Genomic DNA, 20744 nt, shown 5'->3' with positions numbered 1-20744 from the left:
CCATTTCAACTCAGGAAGCTGATGTTAAAAACCACCCTATTTTTTTTTATCGCGGGTTTTGCCTGGAAGACGTATGCCCAGCAATTTCCAGGAGTTATTCCTGCGCCAGTTAAGATGCTTTCTTCAAACGATAATCTTACATTTGATTGCCAACCAACAGTTCATGGTCCGAAGAGTTTGGCAAAAGAGCAGCGCCTGGTGAGATCCTGCTTCAATTCACTTAAAAAAAACAGGCTCAAGCGGAATTTATCTGTTATTCTTTCACTTGATTCTTCAATAGCCAAGAGAACTAAGGATGGGTACGAACTAGCGATCGATTCAAAAGGAGTGACTATAAAAGGAGGAAGTGCTGCGGGAGTTTATTATGGTATTCAAACATTAAAACAAATCATCGCGAATAACTCCCGCGGAAGGATCGCTATTCCCTGCCTTTCTATTGTTGATCATCCTCGCTTTGCATGGCGAGAGTTCATGTTTGATGAGGCAAGGTATTTTAAAGGGAAGCAGGTAGTCAAGCAGTTATTAGACGAGATGGCGCTTTTGAAAATGAACATTTTCCATTGGCACTTAACGGATAATACAGGCTGGCGATTAGAAATCAAAAAATACCCTCTCCTTACTAAAGTTGGAGGAAAGAGAGATTCCTCAGAGATCAAGATCAATGGCATCAGAGGCTTTTATGACGGAAAGGCTCATAGTGGTTTCTATAGCCAGAAGGATGTAGCAGAGATTATCCGGTATGCCGCGGAAAGGCATATTACTGTAATTCCCGAAATTGATATTCCAGGACATACCAGCGCCGCAATAGCTGCATATCCCTGGTTAGGAAGTTCTTCGGTTCCAATCACGGTACCTTTTTCGTTTGCCAACCAGCCAAATGTGCTGAAAGTCTCCGATCCACGGGTAAGAGGCTTCGTAGAGGATGTGTTGGATGAGGTTATTCGACTTTTTCCTTCCCAGGTGATCCATGTAGGCGGTGATGAAGTGCTATACAAACACTGGGACGAGTCGGATGAGGTGCAAGCATTTATTAAGGAAAAGGGATTATCTTCTTCAGCCGACCTGCAGCTTTGGTATATGAATACGGTTTCACGTTATCTTGAGTCAAAGGGTAGAAGAATGATGGGTTGGAATGAGATCCTCGGGGATAAGATCCACGACGAGATAGCAAATGGCGATTTAAAAGTCAGTGGTAGTCTCGCTCCAAATACTATTATCGATTTTTGGAAAGGGGATGTAAAGCTGATGAAGAAGGCCGCCCAAAACGGATATGAAATAGTGAATTCCATCAACTATAAAACTTATATGGACATTGAAAAAGTTAAGCTGAAGGATGCTTATGGCTTTGAACCTGTTCCCGAAGGATTGCCTTTGGAAGAGAGGCAGAAATTTCTAGGTTCTGCCTGTCATATGTGGAGCGAATGGATCCCCCTGGTGGATGATCTGCATGGCAGGGTGTTTCCCAAACTTGCAGCTTATGCAGAAGTTGGATGGACTCAGAAAGAAAACAAATCATATGAAGGATTTCGGGACAGGCTTTCCTGGTTCTATCTGCATTGGCAAGATGCAGGCATAAAATATCTGAAAGATTAGTCTTCTTTTTCTTTTTAAAAATATTTAAAAAGTGTACCTGTCTTGTTAATTTTATTCTTATATTTACAATCAAGCTGGTATACAAACACACATTAATTATGATCTCTACTTCAATTTCAACGCTTGCTAAAGGGTCTGTTCTTGCTTTTTCTTTACTGGTATCTGCTTTTGGTTATTCGCAGACGATCACCGCCGAACAGAACCAAAAAATCATTAATGCTAAGCAAGGAGGCGTTATTTCTCTTGATGGTTTTCTTACTGAAAAGTTTCCTCTGATAAATTATCAAAAGGTTGTATTGCCTGGTCCTCAGTATATAATATCCGATGATCCTGAGTATATAAGGGAGCCTGAAGGGATATCATTGCAGGAAAAAGTTCAGCCGGGCGCTGTACGTTTATATGTCTATAATGTGAACGGAGTAAAGGACCCGCAAAAAATTGAAAGGAAGATTACTGCGGTAATAAAGAACCTGGGATCTTCAAAACTCAACATGCGAATGCTCAAGTACTCTTCGCAGAAGCCAAGTTCAAACTATTTTCAAATTGGTAAACAGGGTCTTGCAGATTATTTCGCTTCAAATGGAGAAGAAAGGGTAAGGACAATAAAGCCGGGAGAAGCTATCCCGGTTGACGAGCAGCTGGAGAAGAATGTGGTAAAGTATGATGAATTGGTCCACGGCTTTTATGAGTTCGTGATTGATCAGCCAGCAGAGATAAGTATTATTCAAACCTCTCCCAAAGAGAAAGGTCCTGAGGCGCTAAAACGGATCAAGAATATTCTTCCTCCAAAAGGGCATAGCGGAGCAGGGCGTGGAGTATTTGGTGTTAGTAATTATGACATAATAACGGATGGAGTGGTCGACACCAAAAATGGTGTAGCTCAGATCATGTTGGCTGATGGTAAAATAGATCCATGGGTTTTAGGCAAGGAAAGTAGTCGTGGCCAACAGGCAAAGCTTGCTGGAAATTACGGAGTGATGTATAATATTAATATGAAGTGGAAAAGTTCTGATGGCAAAGGTTTGGCTTTGGTAAGCTGGAACTCGCGTTCGGCTGATAATAAATGGTGTAATGGAATGGCCATGACTATGGTGGTGGATAAGGGTAAGTTTGAGAAGGGGATTGTAAAGCTGCCTTCCGATAAGCTCACCACCCGTGGAGCTCCAGAGGCAATAGTAATTCAGGTATTTCCTCCTGCGCCTAATGGTCAAGAGCAAACCATTAACCTGACGTATTCCCCGCCGGGAGCCTCTTGTTTGCCAACACCTTTGATCTTTATTCCCGTGGATTTGAAATAATTGATGTTATTGTTGGTATTGCTAAGAAAAGATTAACGTTCTTTCAGAGAATATGAAATCGCTGTTTTTATTATTATTCCTGTGTTTTCCGATATCGATATTTGCACAGGATAAGCTCGTGCTGGACTCAAAGTATCTTCGAACCCAGGATTCGATCCTGGTATACAAACCAGAGAATTACAAAAAAGATAGGTCATATCCCGTTGTCTATCTACTGCATGGTCATTCGGCTAACTATAAGTCCTGGAGCAAGCTTGTGGATCTTCAGGCCTTGAGCAATAAGTATAGTTTCATTATTGTTTGTCCTGATGGGTTGAAGAAAAGCTGGTATATGAATTCGCCAAATAAAGATAGTCTGCAATACGAGTCTTTTTTCATGGAGGAGTTCTTACCTTATATTCAGAAGCGTTACGTTATTGATCCGCAAAGGCAATTTATTACCGGTGCAAGTATGGGTGGTCATGGTGCTATGTGGCTGTTTTTGCGCCACCCTCAGATTTTTATGAGTGCAGGTAGTACCTCCGGGGTTTTAAACCTTAGATATTCAGGTTTTAAGAAAACTACTCTTGCTGCAATATTGGGTCAGTATTCTGATGATAATAAGGCTTTTGACAGTTGCTCGGTGGTAAATCTCTTGCCAAATATTGCCGGATTGGGCAAACAAATAATTTTTGATTCGGGGACAGAGGATTATCTCTACATCACCAGTCGTAAGTTTCGCGAAAAGTGTGATGAGCTTAAAATAAAGGCTACTTATATTGCCCAGCCCGGAGCTCATACCGGCTCATATTGGTCGCACTCTATCTTGGCTCATTTTGAATTCTTCAATCGCCTTGCGGTTACCGGTCTAACTAAGCGATAATAGTCTGTTCCTGACCAGGAGGCATGCACCTGTTACCCCAGCTTTCTCTTTTAAGGTGGAAATTTTGAGCTGCGTATCTGCATTTACAAGACTAAGGGAGTATTTGTTAATAGCACTTTTAATGGGGAGGCGTATAAATTCACCTGTTTCTGCGAGGCTTCCCCCTAAGATTACAAGTTCCGGATTGAAGATGTTGATCAGTAGTGCAATTCCACGGCCCAGGTTTTCTCCCACTTGTGCTATCAGTTCAATAGCAAGTGTGTCATCATTTTGGGCTGCTTCTAAAATATCCTCTAGCTCAATATTCTCAGCCTTCAGATCTAAAATGCTTGACGAGCCTGTCGTAATCTTGTCTTTAAACATTCTTTTTAGAGCCCATCCTGATGCTTCCGTCTCCAGGCATCCCTTTTTTCCACAGTGGCAAATAATTTCATTTTTGAACAGAGGCATATGTCCAAATTCACCAGCAAAACCCGACTTGCCATAATAAAGCTGACTGTTAAGCATTATACCCATTCCCAAACCATAATCCAGGTTAAGGAATAATACGTTTTTTTCGTCTTTAACCACCCCAGACGAAAATTCTCCATAAGCCATTGCTCTTGAGTCGTTTTCAAGAAATACTTTTATTCCAAGCTGTGATTCTATAATTTTTGATAAAGGTTCTTCGTGGAAATGGAAGAAACTATAGCTGTATCCTGTGGCATAATTAATTCGTCCGGAAAGATTGATCCCTATACCTAAGATCTTGTCTTTTGGAGCATTAAACTCTTCTATAAAAGTAGAGATAAGCTTACATAATTCGTCTAGGGATTCCTGGTTGTTACTCAGGCGGTACGGGAGGTGTTCCGCCAGTTTTACCATATTCTTCTGAAGGTCAGAAATGCCGATATTTATGTGACTTTGCTTTACATCAACCCCAATAAAAAAAGCTGATTCGGGTAATAACCCATAGAGGTTCGGTCTTCTTCCTCCGGTAGAATCTACTTTTCCATAATCTTTAACCAAGCCATCGGCAATTAACTCGTTGAGTAGATTGTTCACTTTTGGAGCACTAAGAGCCAGTTCCTTGCAAAGGTCGGCAATCGTAGAGTTTCCGGAATTGGCAAAATAAGCAAGTAGGGCTTTCTTAATATTGATATTCTTATAAGCTACCCCCGTAATATTGTCGTTGTTTAATTCCTCAAAAAAGGTCATCCGTGTCAAGCAAGTTCTAATACAATAATAAGTATAAATCCTATTTTTCTGATGCTCGGCCCTTATAAATCTTGTACTTTTTAAAATATTTAAAAAACATCTTGTATTTATTAGATATCTTTTATTAAATTGCATTGAATTATAAACCGCGAGAACCCGCATTTTTCTTGTTTTTTAAGTCAGTTAATAGCATTGCTGCTGCTATTGATGTATCTGTTGCTTTTTTTAGGCGGCATATAGATCTATTGTCTTGGTGATTTTAATATTTATGAAGCTTTTTCTTTAAAAATGTATTGTTTAAATGCTGTTTTTTTTATTAATCTTTAAAATAGTCTGCTTTTGTAAGGAAGTGGGAGGTTATTTTCTGCTTTTCTTTCAAAAAGATCAAGAAAAAAGGCGTTTGTCGAATAAATCTTTTTAATTTTTTTTAAAAAGTTGATTTCTTTTTCTATGTTTGTTATGCGCGCATCTGGAAAAGGAATCCTTTTCCAATAATCCAATAAAAAGTACTCATTAATCTTAATCGTATGTTATGCGAAAACTAATTACAAAAAAAGATCAGCTGTTGCACGTTCTCCTGGCAGTTGTTCTCATGCTTTGTCAATACAACGGGGCCCGGGCTCAGACAAGGATCATTACAGGGACTGTTACTGACTCCAAAGGGGAAGCTTTGATTGGTGTTTCGGTTAAGGTGAAGGGAGAGGCCAGAGGGGTAAGTACAGATGTTAATGGTAAATATAGATTGAACCTAAGTTCGGCTAATTCTGTATTGGTTTTTTCTTATATCGGTTTCACAACAAAAGAAATTGCCTTAGGTGATAAAGCCGTTGTAAATGTCTCTCTTGCCGAAAGTGCATCTAAATTAAATGAAGTGGTGGTTGTAGGTTTCGGTACCGCCCGCCGTGCAGATCTTACAGGCTCTGTTGGAAGTGTTCCTATTGAAGATATGCAAAAAAGCCCGGTTAAATCATTAGACGAAGCTTTGGCAGGAAGGGTTGCCGGTGTTAGGGTTACCTCCAGCGAAGGCCAACCTGGTGCACCCGTGGATATTGTAGTGCGTGGCTATAATTCTATTACACAGAATAACTACCCTTTATTTGTAATTGATGGTTTTCCGATGGAGGATGTTGCAAATTCGGCGGTTAATCCATTAAATACGATTGATTTAAATGATATAGAGTCAATAGATATTCTGAAAGATGCTTCTGCTACGGCAATTTGGGGTGCAAGGGGTGCTAATGGGGTTGTGATGGTCACCACTAAAAGAGGAAAAGCGGGAAGGTCTGTTATTACTTTTGATGGCTACTACGGCGTTCAGAATAACAAGAAGCGGATGGAGGTATTAAGTCCCATGGAATTTGTTAAAATGCAGAATGAAATAGATCCCGACAAAACGCCGCTCATTTACGGGGAAAAAGATCCCGTAAGTAATAAGATGGTGTTGGATCTGGAGAAGTACCGCAATGTAAAGGGAGTCAATTGGGAGGACCAGGTAACGAAGAAGGATGCAGCAATGCAGAACTACTATCTCTCTTTAACTGGCGGTAACGAGAAGACAAAGTACTCCGCCTCTCTTTCTACACTTTCCCAGGATGGTATAATTTTAAATTCAGGGTTTAACAGGACTCAAGGCCGGGTTGCTCTCGATCAGGAAGTTTCTAAAATCCTTAAAGTAGGGTTTAATGGAAATTATTCCTACCTTAAAAATTATGGTTCTCCTTCCTCAACGGGGTCGTATAATAATGAAATAAACTTGCTATTTAACGTTTGGGCATATCGACCGATCACGACAAATGGAAATGTAACCATCGATCAATTACTTGAATTGCCCGTAGATCCCGAGGTTGCCACTGCAAATGACTTTCGCTTTAATCCTGTTCTCACTACACAGAACGAGTTAAGAGAAAATTATAGCAACAGCTTTAATACGAATGGCTACGCCGAATTCACGTTAAGCAAGGCGTTGAAGTTCAAGGTAATGGGCGGGTACAGCAATGGTGTCAGGAGGTATGATGTGTTCAACGGTTCCATGTCGAGGTTCGGTAATCCTCAAACAAACTTTAGAGTAAACGGTTCAAGGACTTTTTTGAATAGCAATTCATGGCAAAATACCAATACTCTGACCTATAATAAGCGTATTAACAAAAAAGATTTATTAACCGCTGTTGGAGGTTTCTCCTTTGAGGGTAACAAGAATTCCACTTTCGGCGGTACATCTGTTCTTCTTCCCAATGAAGGCCTTGGGCTTAATGGTTTAGATGAGGGTACTTTTAATAATATTGCTTCTGCCGGCTCAGAAAATTACCTTGCGTCTGGTTTTGCAAGGTTAAACTATAATATTAATTCCAAATATCTTTTCACTGCCAGTTATCGTGCAGATGGTTCTTCCCGTTTTCCAAATAACCGCTGGGGTTATTTCCCTTCAGGTTCATTTGCCTGGGTTTTTGGGAGAGAGAAATTTTTAAAGAGCAATCCTGTTTTGTCTAATGGCAAGCTTAGAACTTCGTGGGGCCGCACAGGTAATAATGGAGTTGGAAACTATGCAGCATTTCCGCTATTAGCTTTGACTACCACCAGTGGTTATATGTTCAACAATACCGCTACTTATGGTAGTGTCCCTGCAAGTCTAGGTAATAGTGATCTGAAGTGGGAAACTACAACTCAAACAGATATCGGGCTTGACCTGGGATTCTTACAGGACCGGATTTCCTTAACTGCCGATATTTATAGAAAGAACACATCCGACCTTCTTTTAAATGCCGACCTACCCGCGTCTATCGGATACAGTAAGGCAACTAAAAATATTGGAAAAGTAAGGAATGAAGGTTTAGAGTTAACGCTTTCGGCAAACCCTGTTAAGAACAAGAACTTTAGCTGGAACTCCCAGTTCAATATTTCCTTCAACCGTAATAAAGTCTTAGGCCTTACTGAGAATCAAAATTATATGCTTACATCCCAATACTGGGGGGATGACTGGGTGAATATCTTTCCGTATGTAGCAATGCTTGATAAGCCTATATCTCAATTCTACGGATATATCTGGGATGGTACTTACAAGTATGAAGACTTTGTAAAAACGGGAAATACCTATACATTAAAGAATGATATCACCGCCAATGGTGAGGCCAGAGCAAGTGTGCAACCGGGAGATATCAAATACCGCGATGTTAATGGTGACCTTGTTATTGATGAAAAAGATAAGGTTATTATTGGTCAGCCTTATCCAAAGCATACAGGAGGATTCACAAATAATTTCAACTATAAGGGCTTCAGCTTAAATGTATTCTTCCAATGGTCTTACGGGAATGATGTGTTGAACGCAAATCGTCTGATGCTCGAATCTGGGTATAAATATAATACCAACCAGTATGCAACTTATGCAAACCGTTGGTCTCCCGAAAATCCTGATTCGGATATTCCTGCTGTAAGAGGATCAACTATGAAAGCTTATTCAACAAGAATAATAGAAGACGGATCGTTCCTTAGATTAAAAACCGTGGCTCTGGGATACACATTGCCCCAAAGGCTTAGTAAAGCCATTCAGGTAAGCAGTCTCGGGCTTACTCTGACAGCACAAAACCTGTATACCTGGACAAATTATTCTGGTTATGACCCTGAGGTTTCTGTGCGTAACAGTGCTCTTACTCCAGGATTTGATTATTCAGCATATCCTCGTGCAAGAACCCTAACCTTAGGCTTGAACGCTAAATTTTAAGATTAAGAACATGATTATGAAAAGATTTATATACAGCCTGATTGCGGGAAGCTTGCTCTTCGCTTCATGTAAGAACTTTCTGGATGTAACTCCCGATTCTCTTTCTCCCTCAAATTACTACAAAACAGATGAGGATATCAATACGGCGTTGACGGGTGTTTACGATGTATTAGGTAAAACAGCCACCTATGGCAGATATCTCTACTTTGAGATGGACGTTAGTGATGAAAGCTTCCCTGCTTCATCAAGTTGGACCCAGGATGTGGCCTTGTTCAACTACGATCCGGGTGATATTAAATTAACAGCAACCTGGAACACCTTATATGATGGGATCAACAGAGCTAATATGCTTCTGGATAACATTGATAAATCCAATTTGACAACCGAAAAGCGTAGGGTAGCCAAAGGTGAAGCGCTATTTTTAAGGGCATATTATTATTTCCTGCTCGTTCAAAATTGGGGCAGTGTTCCCATGCGTTTAACGGCAGCCAAAGATCCGAATGATGTCAACATCGCTAAAACTCCATATAAAACTATTTATGAGCAAATTGTAAAGGACATGGAAATTGCGGCCGATTCTGTAAATGGCATTGATAAGTATAACTATACAGGAAGGGTAAGCAAGTCTGCTGTCTGGGGGATCCTGGCCCGCGTAAACCTTAAAATGGCGGGAGCTCCTTTAAGGGATGTAAGTCGTTATGCCGAGGCGCGCAAGTGGGCTGCCAAAGTAATGGAAGCAGCAAATGGACACAACCTTAATCCTGATTACAAGGATGTGTTTAAGAAGATGGCTGCAGACCAATACGATAAAAAGGAGGTGATTTGGGAGGTGGAATTTGGTCTTAAAAATGGAACTCAGGACGAAGGCGGTGCAGTTGGAGGAGTTAATGGAATCGGGACGCCAAATTCTGAAATTTTTACCAAGACCATCGGTTTTAGTTATGGTGTTCAGCACCCTACTGATCGTTATGTCAAACTTTTTGAAGCTGGCGATGTCCGCAAGGATTGGTCTGTAAGCAACTATACCTACAATGGCGAGGGAGGCAAAGTCTATACTCCACCAACACTAACAAATTATGCCAGGTTTGCTGCAAAATGGAGAAGAGAGTATGAAACAGCTGGTCCGAAATTCCTTAATACTACTGCTATCAACTTTCCCCTGCTTCGTTATTCAGATGTTCTGCTAATGTTTGCAGAAGCCGATAATGAAATCAATGGTCCTACAGTGGATGGTATCGCCGCTGTAAATACTGTCCGCAGGCGGGCGTATGCCCGGCCCCTTAAAACAATTACTTTAACTAATGGAGGCAGTGGATATGCTACCGCTCCTACAGTAGTCATTGGCGGACCAGGCTCTGGGGCAACAGCTACAGCAACGGTATCCGGCGGAAAAGTTACATCTGTAACTTTAAATGAAATCGGCTTAGGTTATAATACTATTCCAACCATCACTTTTGATCCCGGGCCGGGTAATCCGGGAAGCGGAGCAACTGCAACAGCTGAAATATACACTGTTGATGGCGTGCTTACTCCAGAAATGACAGCAAACCGAGATGCCTTCCGGGAGGTAATTCGTGCTGAAAGATCGCGGGAGCTAGGTTTCGAGGGATTAAGAAGATTTGACCTTGTAAGATGGGGTCAATGGGTTCCGGTTATGAAGAACCTTGCGAACGAAATCGCCACAACTGCCCCAGCCAATTACGTTTACGCGGCTCGCTCAGGGCAAAATATCTCTAACCGCGACACGCTTTTGGCAATTCCCTCAAAAGAGGTTTCACTTAATCAGAGTTTGATCCAAAATCCAGGATGGTAATTTCAAATGCAACTTTATGAACAAGTTTAAAAAAATAATAGGCATGCTTGCAGTAGCATCGGTAGTTGCATGCACTAAAGAAGAGGTGAGTATTCCTGATTTTGATGTGTCAGTCAATGGAACCGAATACACCACTCAGGACTCAGTTACTTTCAATTTCCAGGGAGATGCAGATATTGTTACCTTCTATTCTGGCGAAAGGGGTAAGATGTACGAATTTAAGAACCGCATAGAAGCCGTAGGAAAGCTGGAGTTGAACATGGAAACTCAGGTATTATTCGGTTCTCAAGCAAATAACTTAAGCGTTTTGGTATCTACCGACTTTAATAACACGTATGATTCCACAAATGTAAAAGCCGCTACCTGGACAGACATCACCAGCCGGTTTACCTTGTCCTCGGCTGCAGCGGGAGCGTCAGGGGCACGGGTAGTTAGCAGCAAAGTCGACGTCTCTGATTTGGCTGTACAGGGAAAACCAATGTATTTTGCTTATAGATATATTGGTCAGCCTATAAGTCCGGCATCTCAACGCACCTGGCGGATTTATGCCTTTAATTTAACCAATACTCTGCCAGACAATACAGTCCTTTCAGCTGCTACTATCAGCACAGCAGGTTGGTTAAATGTTGATTTTGCCCATCCCACCAGATGGACTATTCAGGCCACTGCACCTGTACTTTTTTATGCGCCAGTAAGCGGAACCATTACGCGGTCAGAAGACTGGGCTATATCTAAAGCGCTCTATCCAACTACTGTAAATCCAGACCTGGGTACAGCAATTAAAACTTTTCTGGATAAGCCTATGCGGTCCTTCAAATATAAATTCCCTTCCCCCGGCCAGTACGACGTCACGTTTGTGGCTAACAATGCTAATAATCAGGGACAGGAAACGAAGGTTAAAACGATCCGTTTGACAATAAAATAACTTTTTAAAAAAATTAAATAAGTAGTTGTATCTTTAGTAATAATATCGTTATTTAGTAGAAATAAATCTCATATGCGTCTTTTAACTCCTCTGATTGCCCTCCTTTTTTTCCTTTGCTCCCTTACTGCTGCTGCACAAACGCTTAGCACTGATGTGCTGATTGTGGGTGGAGGGGCTAGCGGAACAACAGCAGGAATTCAATCAGCGCGAATGGGGGTTAAAACGCTGATCATAGAAGAAACTCAGTGGTTAGGTGGCATGTTAACTTCAGCTGGGGTCTCCGCGATTGATGGTAATCATAATCTTCCGGCGGGCTTGTGGGGCGAGTTCCGTCAAAAACTTTATGACTACTATGGAGGCCCCAAAGCTGTTGAAACAGGATGGGTAAGCAACACCCTGTTCGAGCCTGCAACAGGAAACAAGATTCTTAAAGAGCTTGCGCGAAATCCGAATCTTAGTATCTGGTACAATACCACCTGGAAGGAGGTAAAAAGGAATGATGGATACTGGAAACTGACCGTGATTTCGAATGGTAAAAAGAAAACAATCCAGGCAAAGATCCTCATTGATGCAACCGAACTAGGAGATGTGATGGCTGCAGCCGGGGCCCGTTACCGGATAGGAATGGACAGCCGCTTTGATACAGGTGAGGAGTTCGCGCCCGAAAAAGCAAACAATATTATCCAGGATATGACTTATGTGGTAACACTTAAGGATTATGGAAAAGGAGCTGACAAGACCATTGCTAAGCCGGCAGGTTATAACGCAAACGACTTTAAAGGTAGTTGCGATGTGTCCGATCCGGCTGCATTTGGTTCTGCAGACAATAACTGCTATCAAATGATGCAGTATGGACGGCTGCCGAATGACAAGTACATGATCAATTGGCCGAAGTTTGGTAATGATATTTATCTTAATATTATTGAAAAATCATCTGAAGAGAGAGTAATTGCTCTTAAGGAAGCGAAGCTGCACACACTTAGATTCCTTTATTACCTGCAAACAGAACTGGGATACAAACACCTCGGCATAGCGGATGAATACCCAACTAAGGACAAACTTCCGATGATCCCGTATCATCGCGAGTCAAGAAGGGTGAAAGGTTTGGTAACGCTCACATTGAATCATGTTGCGAAGCCCTACGATCAAAAGGAAGCTCTTTATCGTACAGGGATTGCAGTAGGCGATTATACCATCGATCATCATCATTTGAAGAATCCTTCTGCACCAAAAATTGATTTTGTCAAGATAAAAGTGCCTTCTTACAATGTTCCTTTAGGTTCATTGATCCCTGAAAGTACCGAGGGTTTGATCGTTGCCGAAAAGAGTATTAGTGTAAGCAATATTGTGAATGGTGCAACTCGTCTTCAACCGGTAGTACTAACAATTGGGCAGGCAGCGGGAGCATTGGCAGCAACAGCAATTAAGGATAATGTTCAGCCGGCACAGGTAGATATCCGTCATGTTCAACAGGCTTTGCTAAATTCAAAGGGCTATCTGATGCCTTTTATAGATGTTAAACCTGAGGATAAGGATTTTCAGGCTATACAAAGGATTGGAACTACTGGTATATTGAAAGGTACAGGGCTGGCTTATAAATGGGCAAATCAAACATGGTTCTACCCCGACAGGGAGATTAGTGAGCACGAGTTGGTCACCGGGCTTAAAACGTATTATCCGGAGTTGAATCAGGTGCAGGCATCGGGACAGCCACTTACACTGAATTTCCTTGCAGAGCAGATCTCTCTGGTTAATAAGCAAGTTCAGTTAGATAAGATAATATCTGAGGCCGGAAGTTCTCTCCGGGGAGACTCTGCACTAAACCGAAGGCAAACTGCTGTTCTTCTTGACAGGTATCTTAATCCATTTAGTTTAAAGGTCGATTTTACTGGAGCGATTATCCGCTAGTATCTCCTTCAATATTCGCACTACGCTTTTTAACACATTAATCATTAACACATGTCATTAAGTTTTATTGATATCACTATCATTATGACCTACATCGTAGGGATCCTCCTATTGGGTTTCTACATCTCGAAAAAAGCGTCGAAGGACCTGAATTCGTATTTCCTTGGAGGGAACACAATGAAGTGGTATTACCTGGGTCTAAGTAATGCCAGCGGTATGTTCGATACCTCCGGCACTATGTGGACTGTAAGTATCCTCTTTATTTATGGGTTAAAAAGCGCGTGGATCCCCTGGTTATGGCCAGTTTGGAACCAGGTTTTTATTTTTGTTTACCTGGCAATATGGATGCGGCGATCCGGAGTGATGACAGGTGCCCAATGGATCACCTTCCGTTTCGGAGACGGTAGAGGTGCAAAGCTTTCTCATATCATCATCGTCATCTTTGCAGTCATAAGTGTAGTTGGGTTTATTGCTTATTTTTTTGAAGGGATTGGCAAGTATTGTACTTCAATCCTTCCCTGGGACCTTAGCGCCAATATCGCTGGATATCATCTTTCTTCGGAAAGGAGTTACTCCCTTATAATTTGCCTTCTAACTACAATCTATACGGTGAAAGGGGGAATGTACAGTGTGGTTGCAACAGAAATACTTCAGTTCATCATTATGACCCTCTCATGCTTTGCTATCGGCTATATTGCCTATACTTCGGTTACTGCCGAACAGATACAGGCAGCAATTCCGGCCGGATGGTCTGATCTTTCTTTTGGATGGAAACTGGATCTGGACTGGAGTAAAACTTCTCTGCCTAACGTTAGCGAAAAAATCGCCACTGATGGTTTTGGCATGTTTGGCGCGTTGTTTATGATGATGCTCTTCAAGGGCATATTTGCTTCAATTGCCGGACCTGTTCCAAGTTATGATATGCAGCGTGTGCTTTCTGCCCGTACTCCCTCCGAAGCTGCAAAAATGAGTTTCTCGACAATTTTTGTAATGTATATTCCGCGCTACCTGATGGTGGCCTCCTTCGCCGTCCTGGGATTAGTTTACCTCGGTCCTGAAATGGGTAAGATGGGGAGCAATATTGATTTCGAGAAAGTATTGCCACTTTCGATCAATCAGTTTGTGCCAACGGGATTGAAAGGGCTCGTTCTTGCAGGTTTTTTATCGGCCTTTATGGGTACCTTCTCAGCCTTTGTTAACTCTGCTCCCGCGTACATTGTAAACGATATTTATAAAAAGTATATAAATCCACATGCTTCGAACGCCAAGTATATACGCCTGAGCATTATCTCTTCTGTTTTGCTTGTGGTAGTAGGAATAATCTTTGGTTTTAACGCCTCTTCCCTTACAAAATTGACATTATGGCTTACCTCTGCCCTTTATGGTGGATATGTAGCCGCGAATGTTCTGAAGTGGGTGTGGTGGCGCTTTACAGGAATGGGATATTTCTGGGGTATGTTGTTCGGACTTATCGCCTCTACCATCAAGCTTTTCGCCTTCCCCGACATTGTGGATATCTACGTGTTTCCGGTAATCCTACTCGTTTCGGCCTTGGGCTGCATTGTCGGAACCTACCTCGAGCCTTTGCCTAATCGGGAGGATGTTAAGGAGTTTTACAGAAAAACCCGTCCATGGGGCTTTTGGGGACCGATTAAGGAAGAAGTAATGCGCGAAGATCCGGGATTTAAACCGAACAAGGATTTTCAAAGGGATATGAGCAATATTATAGTGGGCATTATCTGGCAGATGTCGCAAGTGGTTATACCCATCTATTTTATGATCAGGGAGAATACGCAAATGGTGATCTGGAGCGGTGTCCTTATCCTTACAAGTATTTGGTTGAAGAAGTTCTGGTGGGATAAATTAAAAGAAGCAGATGTTGAATTTGCTAGTCGTTAATATGAGAAAGTTACTATCAGCATTATTGATCTTGGGCAGTGCAGCTGGCTTTGCTCAAGACACAACAACTATAGACAGTAGTTATCAGAACTCCTGGTACCAGCTACGGTCAGATTTTTTCAGGAAACTTCCAGATCACAAGAAAGAAATCGTATTTCTTGGAAACAGTATAACAGAACAGGGCGAGTGGCAGGAAGTAGTACATAAAAAGCACGTGCTCAATCGCGGGATTAGCGGGGATGTAACTTTTGGTGTGCTGGCAAGACTGGATGAGGTGCTGTCCTCAAAGCCTTCCAAAATATTCGTACTCATCGGCATCAATGATCTCAAAAGAGGAATGCCTGTAGAAGTTATTGCTAACAATTATGTGCGGCTGATTAAAAAAGTACAGGCTGAATCACCGAAAACAAAGCTGTATTTGCAGAGCCTTTTACCGCTTAATATGGCCATGCTGCCCAAGTCTTACGAAAAGCTGAGTAACGAGAAGGTGAACGAGGTAAACAACAGGATGAAAGTGATCTGCCAGCAATACAAGGTAAGTTATGTCGACCTCCATCCGGTTTTTGTGGACGAAAAAAAGCAGTTGAGGAAAGACTTAAGTACTGATGGGCTCCACCTGCGGTTTGCAGCCTACATCCTTTGGGCCGATTATCTTAAAAAATTAAAGCTATTGTAAGATGACGAACAGGCAAATAAGTAAAAATAAATACGGCAAAAACCTTACAGCATGGTGCCTATTGGTATTGTCAGGGCTATTACTGCCTAACAATGCATTTGCGCAAACGCCGGTTTCAAAGCCTCTGGCAAAAATTGATAGTAATTATAACCACGCGCATTACCAGCAAAGGACCGAGTTCTTCAGAAAGTCGCACCACTTCAAGCATCCCATAGTTTTTCTGGGAAACAGCATTACCGAACATGGCGAATGGCAGGAAGTGTTTGACAATCATAATATCATTAATCGTGGTATAGGTGGGGATAATACCTTCGGTGTGCTTGCCCGCTTAGACGAGGTCCTCGCTACAAAACCCCGGAAGATTTTTCTTCTAATCGGAATAAATGATCTCTCCAGAAGGCTTCCCATCGATGTGATCGTGAATAACTACAAGAGAATTATCACCAGGGTTAAAAGGGAGTCTCCTAAAACAACACTGTATATACAGAGTGTACTTCCTGTACGCGAAAGCATGACAACTGCGTCTTATCTAAAAAATATCAGCCCTCTTGTTACCGAGCTGAATAAAAGAACCAAGGAGCTGGCGGCAGCTGAGCATTTAATCTGGATAAACCTCCACCCTTTGGTAGCCGCACCCGACGGCCAGCTCCGTGAAGAGCTTAGTCGCGATGGAATCCACTTAAAACCCGAAGCCTATATCACTTGGGCGAATTATTTAAAGTCACAGAAATATTTATAAGAATGAAGATTACAGGCACCTTTTTAGATGAGATCTCTCATGATATTCCGCACCAGAACTGGGGACGGGAAGAATGGGATCGCGATTTTTCCTATATGAAAGCCATCGGGATAGATACTGTGATCCTAATTCGCAGTGGTTATCGCCGCTTCATCACTTATCCGTCTCAATTCCTGCAGAAGGAGTTTGGCTGTTACCAGCCGCCGGTTGACCTGGTCGAGATGTACCTGCAGCTGGCCGACAAGTACGGAATGAAGTTTTACTTTGGCCTTTATGACAGCGGCTTATACTGGGACACCGGTAATCTTTCTCATGAAATAGATTCAAACCGGTTTGTAATAGATGAGGTATGGCAGAAATACGGTCACTACAAAAGTTTCGGAGGCTGGTACTTGAGTATGGAGATCAGTCGCCGGACCAAAGGGGCAACTGAAGCATTTCGTACGCTAGGCCTTCAATGCAAGGCTGTGAGTAAGGGCCTACCCACTTTTATTTCCCCATGGATAGATGGTAAAAAAGCAGTAATGGCAGCCTCAGGAAGCTTAACCAAAGAAGATGCAGTTTCCCTCTCCGAGCATGAAAAAGAATGGAGCGAAATATTTGATGGTGTGCAGGGAGCCGTTGATGCCGTTGCATTCCAGGATGGACATATCGAATACCATGAGTTGGAGGACTTTTTCGCAGTCAATAAAAGTATGGCCGACAAATATGGACTTCAATGCTGGACCAATGCAGAGTCCTTTGACCGCGACATGCCTATTAAATTCCTGCCTATCAAGTTCGAAAAATTGAGGTTAAAACTTGAAGCTGCCCGGAAAGCAGGATATGAAAAAGCAATCACATTTGAATTTTCACATTTTATGAGCCCACAGTCTGCTTACCTGCAGGCGGGACATTTATATAACAGATACAAAGAATACCTAGAACAATTGGCACATGGATAAGATGAAGAATTACAGCAAAATGTATAAAGAGGAATTACTGCAGAATATAATTCCTTTTTGGATGGACCACTCAATGGATAATGATGCAGGGGGATACTTCACTTGTCTGGATCAATTCGGTAAGGTGTTCGATAAAGATAAATTTATCTGGCTGCAGGGAAGGCAAGTCTGGATGTTTTCTACCTTGTTCAATACAGTTGAAACAAGGCAGGAGTGGCTTGACATGGCCGAGCATGGAGCCAGATTTCTTAAAAAACATGGCCGTGATTCTGAAGGAAACTGGTACTTTTCTTTAAATCAGCATGGGCAGCCGCTCGTGCAGCCTTATAATATTTTTTCAGACTGCTTCGCTACCATGGGGTTTGCTGCTCTCTACAAAGCAAACGGTAAAGATGAGTATGCTGATATAGCGAAAAGTACCTTCGAAAATATCTTGAAACGAAGGAATAATACCAAGGGGATCTATAGCAAGATCTATCCCGGAACGCGCGACCTCAAGAACTTCTCCCTGCCCATGATCTTAAGCAATTTGTCGCTGGAGCTAGAGCACCTGCTGGATCCTGAACTGGTGAACAATCTAATTCATGATGTCATTAATGAGGTGATGAATATATTCTACCAGGAGGAAAGCGGCCTGATCCTCGAAAACGTCTATACGGACGGCAGCTTCGCCGACTGTTTCGAAGGACGCTTATTGAACCCTGGTCATGTTATAGAGGCTATGTGGTTCATCATGGATCTTGGAGTAAGATTAAAAGACCAGAAGCTTGTCGATAAGACGATTGAGATTGCTCTAAGAGCAATAGAGTATGGATGGGATGATGAATTCGGGGGCATCCTTTACTTCAAGGATATTAAGGGCTATCCTCCGCAACAGCTTGAATGGGATCAGAAACTATGGTGGGTACATGTAGAGGCGCTGGTGTGCATGGCAAAAGCTTATCAGCTTACGGGAAATGAGCAGGCAAAACATTGGTTTGAGAAATTGCATCAATACACCTGGAACCATTTCCGGGATGAACAGTACGGCGAATGGTTCGGCTATCTGAATAGAAGGGGAGAGGTTCTCCTGCCTTTGAAAGGCGGCAAGTGGAAAGGCTGCTTCCATATACCAAGAGGCTTAATGCAAGTTTGGAGAACGCTGGAGAAGGATGTGTTAACAGCCAATAAAAAAGAAGTTATTACTTCAGTTTAAACTCTATTCTAATAAATAACGCATACAAATGTCGAGACTAAATTTACTTGAAGAAACCCGGTTCGAAAAATTACCTGTATCGATATATCAGGATCAGGCTTCGGCTTCTAAAGCCATCGCCAAACGTATTGCAGACCTTATCACTAAGAAGAATGCAGCAGGTGAAAAAACAGTTTTAGGTCTGGCAACAGGGGCAAGTCCGGTACAGGTATATGCAGAACTGATACGGCTGCATAAACATGAAGGCTTGAGTTTTCGTAACGTGATCACCTTCAACCTGGATGAATATTATCCTATGCAACCAACTTCGGCTCAGAGCTATGTTACGTTCATGAAGGAGAATTTATTCGATCATATTGATATTGATCCTGACAACGTACATATTCCAGACGGAACCCTGCCTTTAGAAAGCATCGCTGGATTTTGCCTGGAATATGAGAAGAAGATCAGCGATTTGGGAGGCCTGGATCTTCAGGTGCTGGGTATTGGACGAACCGGGCATATAGGTTTTAATGAGCCAGGTTCTGCTCCTAACTCAGGAACACGCTTGGTTACTTTGGATGACCTTACCCGCCGCGATGCTTCCAGAGACTTTGGTGGGAAGCAGAATGTACCTACCAAAGCCATCACTATGGGGATTGGAACAATCTTTAAAGCCAGGGAAATTATCCTGATGGCCTGGAGTGGTAAAAAGGCTGAGATTATTAAGAAAGCCGTAGAGGGCGAGGTTTCTTCAGATGTTCCGGCTACCTATCTTCAACTTTCAGATAATGTGGAATTCGTTCTTGATGCTCCGGCAGCATCTTTACTTACCCGGAACGATACGCCATGGCTCGTAAAGGATTGTGTTTGGGATGGTGCTTTAATTAAAAAAGCAGTGATATGGCTGGCCCGCACGCTAAAGAAACCTATCCTGAAGCTTACTGAAGAAGATTATAATAGCCATGGAATGGCTCAGCTGGCAACTGAAAAAGGACCGGTCTATAACATTAATATCGAGATCTTTAATAAGATCCAACATACGATAACAGGATGGCCAGGAGGGAAACCAGGTGCCGACGATAGTCAGCGACCAGAGCGGGCATTGCCAGCTAAAAAGCGCTCGCTGATCTTTTCGCCACATCCTGATGATGATGTAATATCAATGGGAGGTACTTTTATCCGTCTCGCTGATCAGGGGCATGAAGTTCACGTTGCCTATCAAACATCAGGTAATACTGCTGTTTGGGATGATGATGCACTTCGATTCGTTGAATTTGCTATTGACTTTGGCAAATCTCAAGGTAACGATTGTTCTGCTCTGGAAAGCCTTTATACCCAAATGCGTTCTTTCTTAAATGAAAAGCTACCTAATCAGTCGGATACAGCAGAGATTCAAACGGTAAAGGGACTTATCCGTAAAGGAGAGGCAATTGCAGGTGCGCGCTTTGCCGGACTGCCTGACGAACGTATCCATTTTATGAGCCTGCCATTCTACGAAGTTGCCAAGGTTAACAAAAAAGTGGATTACGAAAGGGATATAGAGCTTACTATGCAGCTTCTGCAGCAGGTAAAACCTCAGCAAGTATTTGCCGCAGGGGATTTTGCAGACCCGCACGGAACACATAAAATATGCTTTGATATTGTATTGAAAGCGCTGCAGCGTTTAAAAGAAACTGAGGACTGGGTGAAAGATTGCTGGTTGTGGTTATACAGGGGAGCATGGCATGAATTCGAGATTCACGAAATTGAGATGGCCGTTCCATTATCGCCCCAGGAGGTGGAAAGAAAGCGTCTTGCTATTTTCAAACATCAGTCACAGAAAGACAAGCCAGTATTTCCTGGTGACGATTCCCGCGAGTTCTGGGTGAGAGCAGAAGACCGGACGAGCGAAACTGCAAAAGCCTACAACGATTTGGGCCTAGCAGAATACGAAGCAATCGAAGCTTTCGTCCGCTGGAGGTTCTAGAATTTTTTCATTTTGATTGTTTATAGTGTGGG

General features: G+C 42.3%; 14 protein-coding genes. 13 read left to right on the top strand and 1 reads right to left on the bottom strand.

Annotation, left to right across the window (positions count from 1 at the left end):
• The first annotated feature begins 21 nt into the window (after positions 1-21).
• The 3 genes from J4N25_RS25085 to J4N25_RS25075 all read left to right on the top strand — a co-directional run bounded on the left by J4N25_RS25085 (position 22) and on the right by J4N25_RS25075 (position 3753).
• The gene (locus J4N25_RS25085) at positions 22-1593 is read left to right on the top strand and encodes a beta-N-acetylhexosaminidase (protein WP_207424644.1); all 1572 of its coding nucleotides are present in this window, start codon (positions 22-24) and stop codon (positions 1591-1593) included.
• A gap of 98 nt (positions 1594-1691) precedes the next feature.
• A complete protein-coding gene (locus tag J4N25_RS25080) occupies positions 1692-2891 on the top strand; it encodes a copper amine oxidase (protein ID WP_207424643.1) in 1200 nt (399 codons plus the stop codon).
• 52 nt (positions 2892-2943) lie between these two features.
• Complete coding sequence (locus tag J4N25_RS25075; RefSeq protein ID WP_207424642.1) at positions 2944-3753, top strand: alpha/beta hydrolase; 810 nt, start codon at positions 2944-2946, stop codon at positions 3751-3753.
• Here J4N25_RS25075 and J4N25_RS25070 read toward each other — a convergent pair.
• Positions 3739-4950, bottom strand: a complete 1212-nt coding sequence (locus tag J4N25_RS25070; RefSeq protein WP_207424641.1) for an ROK family transcriptional regulator — start codon at positions 4948-4950, stop codon at positions 3739-3741. The genes J4N25_RS25075 and J4N25_RS25070 overlap by 15 nt on opposite strands.
• A gap of 532 nt (positions 4951-5482) precedes the next feature.
• Here J4N25_RS25070 and J4N25_RS25065 point away from each other — a divergent pair.
• The 10 genes from J4N25_RS25065 (at position 5483) to nagB (ending at position 20712) form a co-directional block, all read left to right on the top strand.
• Positions 5483-8665, top strand: a complete 3183-nt coding sequence (locus J4N25_RS25065) for a SusC/RagA family TonB-linked outer membrane protein (protein ID WP_207424640.1) — start codon at positions 5483-5485, stop codon at positions 8663-8665.
• Positions 8666-8681: 16 nt separating this feature from the next.
• Positions 8682-10478, top strand: coding sequence for a RagB/SusD family nutrient uptake outer membrane protein (locus tag J4N25_RS25060; protein ID WP_207424639.1), 1797 nt, complete (start codon positions 8682-8684; stop codon positions 10476-10478).
• A gap of 16 nt (positions 10479-10494) precedes the next feature.
• Positions 10495-11403 (top strand): DUF5017 domain-containing protein, encoded by a 909-nt coding sequence (locus tag J4N25_RS25055; RefSeq protein WP_207424638.1) that lies wholly within the window; start codon positions 10495-10497, stop codon positions 11401-11403.
• A 72-nt stretch (positions 11404-11475) separates the two neighbouring features.
• Positions 11476-13311 carry an FAD-dependent oxidoreductase gene (locus J4N25_RS25050; RefSeq protein WP_207424637.1) on the top strand — a complete coding sequence of 612 codons (1836 nt, stop codon included), beginning with the start codon at positions 11476-11478 and terminating at the stop codon, positions 13309-13311.
• A 51-nt stretch (positions 13312-13362) separates the two neighbouring features.
• The gene (locus tag J4N25_RS25045) at positions 13363-15210 is read left to right on the top strand and encodes a sodium:solute symporter family protein (RefSeq protein WP_207424636.1); all 1848 of its coding nucleotides are present in this window, start codon (positions 13363-13365) and stop codon (positions 15208-15210) included.
• Between the two features lies 1 nt (position 15211).
• Positions 15212-15886, top strand: a complete 675-nt coding sequence (locus J4N25_RS25040) for a GDSL-type esterase/lipase family protein (protein WP_207424635.1) — start codon at positions 15212-15214, stop codon at positions 15884-15886.
• Position 15887: 1 nt separating this feature from the next.
• Complete coding sequence (locus J4N25_RS25035; protein WP_207424634.1) at positions 15888-16625, top strand: GDSL-type esterase/lipase family protein; 738 nt, start codon at positions 15888-15890, stop codon at positions 16623-16625.
• Positions 16626-16627: 2 nt separating this feature from the next.
• On the top strand, positions 16628-17569 hold the full coding sequence (locus J4N25_RS25030; protein WP_207424633.1) for a DUF4434 domain-containing protein: 942 nt from the start codon (positions 16628-16630) through the stop codon (positions 17567-17569).
• Positions 17562-18764: a n-acyl-d-glucosamine 2-epimerase gene (locus J4N25_RS25025; RefSeq protein ID WP_369410885.1), complete on the top strand. Its 1203-nt coding sequence runs from the start codon at positions 17562-17564 to the stop codon at positions 18762-18764. Before J4N25_RS25030 ends, J4N25_RS25025 begins: the two co-directional genes overlap by 8 nt.
• Before the next feature lie 28 nt (positions 18765-18792).
• Positions 18793-20712: a glucosamine-6-phosphate deaminase gene (nagB, locus tag J4N25_RS25020; protein WP_207424632.1), complete on the top strand. Its 1920-nt coding sequence runs from the start codon at positions 18793-18795 to the stop codon at positions 20710-20712.
• The last annotated feature ends 32 nt before the right edge of the window (positions 20713-20744 follow it).

The sequence above is a fragment of the Desertivirga brevis genome (assembly GCF_017355835.1).
The sequence above is the reverse complement of the archived record's forward strand: the minus strand, read 5'-3'. Positions and strand labels throughout refer to the sequence as shown.